Annotated in this window: 6 protein-coding genes; 5 read left to right on the forward strand and 1 reads right to left on the reverse strand. The window is 71.9% G+C overall.

What is annotated here, in order from left to right; genetic code table 11:
- Positions 1-442: LysR substrate-binding domain-containing protein (locus ACWGIU_RS32205; RefSeq protein ID WP_453711644.1), on the forward strand; the 442-nt coding region annotated here is incomplete at its 5' end.
- A 9-nt stretch (positions 443-451) separates the two neighbouring features.
- Here ACWGIU_RS32205 and ACWGIU_RS32210 read toward each other — a convergent pair.
- Positions 452-877, reverse strand: a complete 426-nt coding sequence (locus tag ACWGIU_RS32210) for a pyridoxamine 5'-phosphate oxidase family protein (RefSeq protein ID WP_453711649.1) — start codon at positions 875-877, stop codon at positions 452-454.
- A gap of 130 nt (positions 878-1,007) precedes the next feature.
- On the opposite strand from ACWGIU_RS32210, the gene ACWGIU_RS32215 reads away from it, so the two are divergent.
- The 4 genes from ACWGIU_RS32215 (at position 1,008) to fabG (ending at position 3,813) form a co-directional block, all read left to right on the forward strand.
- The gene (locus tag ACWGIU_RS32215) at positions 1,008-1,622 is read left to right on the forward strand and encodes a cysteine hydrolase (protein WP_453711645.1); all 615 of its coding nucleotides are present in this window, start codon (positions 1,008-1,010) and stop codon (positions 1,620-1,622) included.
- A gap of 18 nt (positions 1,623-1,640) precedes the next feature.
- On the forward strand, positions 1,641-2,489 hold the full coding sequence (locus ACWGIU_RS32220) for a HipA family kinase (RefSeq protein ID WP_453711646.1): 849 nt from the start codon (positions 1,641-1,643) through the stop codon (positions 2,487-2,489).
- Positions 2,486-2,869, forward strand: a complete 384-nt coding sequence (locus tag ACWGIU_RS32225; RefSeq protein ID WP_453711647.1) for a DUF3037 domain-containing protein — start codon at positions 2,486-2,488, stop codon at positions 2,867-2,869. Before ACWGIU_RS32220 ends, ACWGIU_RS32225 begins: the two co-directional genes overlap by 4 nt.
- Positions 2,870-3,051: 182 nt before the next feature.
- A complete protein-coding gene (gene fabG, locus ACWGIU_RS32230) occupies positions 3,052-3,813 on the forward strand; it encodes a 3-oxoacyl-ACP reductase FabG (protein ID WP_453711648.1) in 762 nt (253 codons plus the stop codon).
- The last annotated feature ends 55 nt before the right edge of the window (positions 3,814-3,868 follow it).

Below are 3,868 nucleotides of genomic sequence, written 5' to 3' on the forward strand. Positions count from 1 at the left end.
GCTCACCCGGGCCCACCTGCTGGACGACACCGTCGACATCGCGGTCCCGGCCGGCCACCGGCTGGCCGGCCGGACCGGGATCCCCGGCGAGGCCGGCATCTCCCTCGCCGAATTCGGCGACGACGACTGGATCTCCTGGAACGAAGGGCAGTTCTGCCACGAGTGGCTGGTCTTCACCCTGCGCGGTACGGGCATCGAGCCGCGCATCGCGCACATCGCCGAGGAGCACCACACCCAGCTGGCCTTCGTGGAGGCCGGACTCGGCGTGTGCGTGGCGCCGAAGCTGGGCCGCGGCCCGGTGCCGCAGCGTGTGCGGCTGCTGCCGGTGTGCGACAGCGTACGCCGCCACGTGTACGCCGTCTGGCGTGCGGACGCCGACCGCCGGCCTTCCATCCAGGCCGCGGTCCACAGCCTGCGGCAGGTGGCCGCCGGGCTCCGCTGAGGGTGTCGGCTACAGCTTGCGGAAGTCCCAGGAGACCACCGACTCCGGTGTGAGGCGGATCCAGGCGTGCCGCCCGTCGTGCGGCATCTCCGCCATGCCGAAGTTCTTGAGCGGGAAGATCCGCTCGGCCTCCGCGAGCTCGGGGCAGGGCTCGCCGGTGCGCGGGGCCTCGCCCACGAAGACGGCACTGCCGGACAGCTCCACCCCGCGCAGTTCGTCGTACGACTCGCCGGAGTCCACGACCACCGAGATCCGCGGATCCTTGCTCAGGTCGGACCAGCGGCGGCTGCGCGTGATCGAGTACAGCCACATCGAGCCGCCGTCCCACGCGAACCACAGGGCGCCCACGTGCGGGCGCCCGTCGGGGGAGACCGTCGCGACCCGGCAGGTCCTCTGCTCGCGCAGGAAGGAGTCCACTTCCGCGTCGCTCATCATGATGCGCCGGCCCCGCCGCTGCGGAGTTCCGGTTCGTGACCCGTCCACGTCCATCCGTCCTGCACCCCTTCACATCTGACTGCGTGTCAGGAATCATGAGGGCTCTTCCGTCGCGACGCCAGGGGGAGCCATGCCGGATCTCGATCCCGCCACCACCGCGCTGCTCACCGTCGAGTGCCAGAACGGTGTCGTGGGCGAGGAGAGCGCGCTGCCCGAGCTGGCCGAGGAGGCCCGGGGCTCGGGGATGCTGGAGCGGGTGGCCGCGCTGGTCGACGCCGCGCGCGGGGCCGGCGTACAGGTGCTGCACGCGGTCGCCGAACGACGGCCCGACGGGCTCGGCGCGAACTCCAACGCCCGGCTGTTCCGGGCCGCGGGCAGGCTGCCCGTGCGTCAGCTGACCGGGAGCCGGGCGGTGGAGGTCGCCGCGCCCATCGTGGTGGCCGGGCAGGACCTGGTGGTGCGTCGGCTGCACGGGCTCTCCCCGATGGCCGGCACCGATCTCGACGCCCTGCTGCGCAACCTGGGCATCCGCACCCTCGTCGTCACCGGGGTCTCCTCCAACATCGCCATCCCGAACACCGTCTTCGACGCCGTGAACCTCGGCTACCAGGTGGTGGTCCCCGCCGACGCCATCGCCGGGGTGCCGGCCTCCTGCACCGCCGAGGTGATCCGCAACTCCCTCGCGCTGGTGGCGTCCATCACCACCGCCGAAGAGCTGCTCATCCAGTGGGCTCCCGCGGCCTGACCCCCGTAACCTGGGCGGATGCTGTCCGAAGTGATCGCGACCCGTTACGTCACGCCCCTGCGTGAGGGCGGCTCGCTCCCGGGGATCGTCGAAGCCGACGACCTCGGTACCTACGTCATGAAATTCACCGGAGCCGGCCAGGGCCGCAAGACCCTGGTCGCCGAGGTCATCTGCGGCCGCCTGGCTCAGCGGCTGGGGCTGCGGGTCCCACGGCTGGTGCAGATGCAGCTCGACCCCGTGATCGGGCTCGGCGAGCCCGACCAGGAGGTCCAGGAGCTGCTCAAGGCCAGCGGCGGGCTCAACCTCGGCATGGACTACCTGCCCGGCTCGATCGGCTTCGACCCGCTGGCGTACCAGGTGGACCCGGTCGAGGCGGGGCGCGTGGTCTGGTTCGACGCCCTCGTCAACAACGTCGACCGCTCCTGGCGCAACCCGAACATGCTGGTCTGGCACGGGGACGTCTGGCTCATCGACCACGGCGCCACCATGATCTGGCACCACAACTGGCCCACCGCCGAGGCCGCGGCCGCCAAGCCCTACAACGCCTCCGACCACGTACTGGCCCCCGTGGGCCCGGACATCGCCGCCGCGGCCGCCGCGCTCGCGCCGCTGGTGACCGAGGAACTCCTCACGGAGGTCGCGGCCGACGTCCCCGACGAGTGGCTGGTCGACGAGCCGGGCTTCGACTCCACCGACGCGCTGCGGCGCGCCTATGTGGAAGCGTTGCTGCCGCGCGCGGCCACGATCCACGAGAGGATCTCGCTGGAGGCGGAGGTGAAGGTGCCTGCCGGACCTCCCGGCTGGCTCACCGACCACCTGCCGGAATGGCCCCACAAGACCCACAAGAAGAAGAGCGACATCGAGTGACCAAGCGGGACGTGTTCGAGTACGCGCTGGTGCGTGTGGTGCCCCGGATGGAACGGGGCGAGTGCTTCAACGCCGGTGTGATCGTCTACTGCCGGGCGCACACGTACGTCGCCGCGCGCACACACCTCGACGAGGCGAAGCTCCTCGCCCTGGACCCCGGGGCCGATGTGGCCGGGGTGCGGGCCGCCCTGCGCGGGGTCGAGGGCGTGTGCAGCGGCGGGGCCGAGGCGGGGCAGGCGTCGGGTGACGACGCGGGGCGACGGTTCCGCTGGCTGATCGCGCCGCGGAGCACCGTGGTGCAGCCGGGTCCGGTGCACACCGGCCTGACGGCCGATCCGGCGGCGGAGGTGGAGCGGCTGCTGGACCTGCTGGTCCGCTGACCCGGGGTCCGGGGGTCCGCCACCCGGCCCCCCGTTCCGGACCCCCGCGTCCGCGACGCCGACGGGGTCGGCCCGCCGGGCGTTGACACCGGGTGCCAGGGCTCCTAGCGTCTCCTCAGCTGAAGCTACTAAGCGGTTGCTCACCTCTGGGCGGCCGCCTCTCAAGGGCGAGGAGATCCAGCATGTCCACCACCGAGCAGCGCGTCGCGATCGTGACCGGAGGGGCCCGGGGCATCGGCGCGGCCACCGCCGTACGGCTGGCCGCCGAGGGCCGCGCCGTCGCCGTACTCGACCTCGACGAGGCGGCCTGCAAGGACACCGTGGAGGCCATCACGGCCGCCGGCGGCAAGGCCCTCGCGGTCGGCTGCGACGTCTCCGACGGCGCGCAGGTGGAGGCGGCCGTCGCGCGCGTCGCGAGCGAGCTCGGCGCGCCGACCATCCTGGTGAACAACGCGGGTGTGCTGCGCGACAACCTGCTGTTCAAGATGACCGAGACCGACTGGGACACCGTCATGAACGTGCACCTGCGCGGTGCCTTCCTGATGTCCAAGGCCTGTCAGAAGTACATGGTGGAGGCCAAGTTCGGCCGCATCGTGAACCTCTCCAGCAGCTCGGCGCTCGGCAACCGCGGCCAGGTCAACTACTCCGCCGCCAAGGCCGGCCTGCAGGGCTTCACGAAGACCCTGGCCATCGAGCTCGGCAAGTTCGGCGTCACCGCCAACGCCGTCGCCCCCGGCTTCATCGCCACCGAGATGACCGCCCGGACGGCCGCCCGCGTCGGCATGGGCTTCGAGGACTTCCAGGCCGCCGCTGCCACCCAGATCCCGGTGCAGCGCGTCGGCCGTCCGGACGACGTCGCCAACGCCATCGCCTTCTTCACGGGCGAGGCCGCGGGCTTCGTCTCCGGCCAGGTCATGTACGTGGCCGGCGGCCCGCTCAACTGACGGTTCCACGAGAGACAGGGCGTAGGACATGACGTACAGCGGTATCGACAGCGGC

It is taken from the genome of Streptomyces sp. NPDC054840 (genome assembly GCF_053611065.1).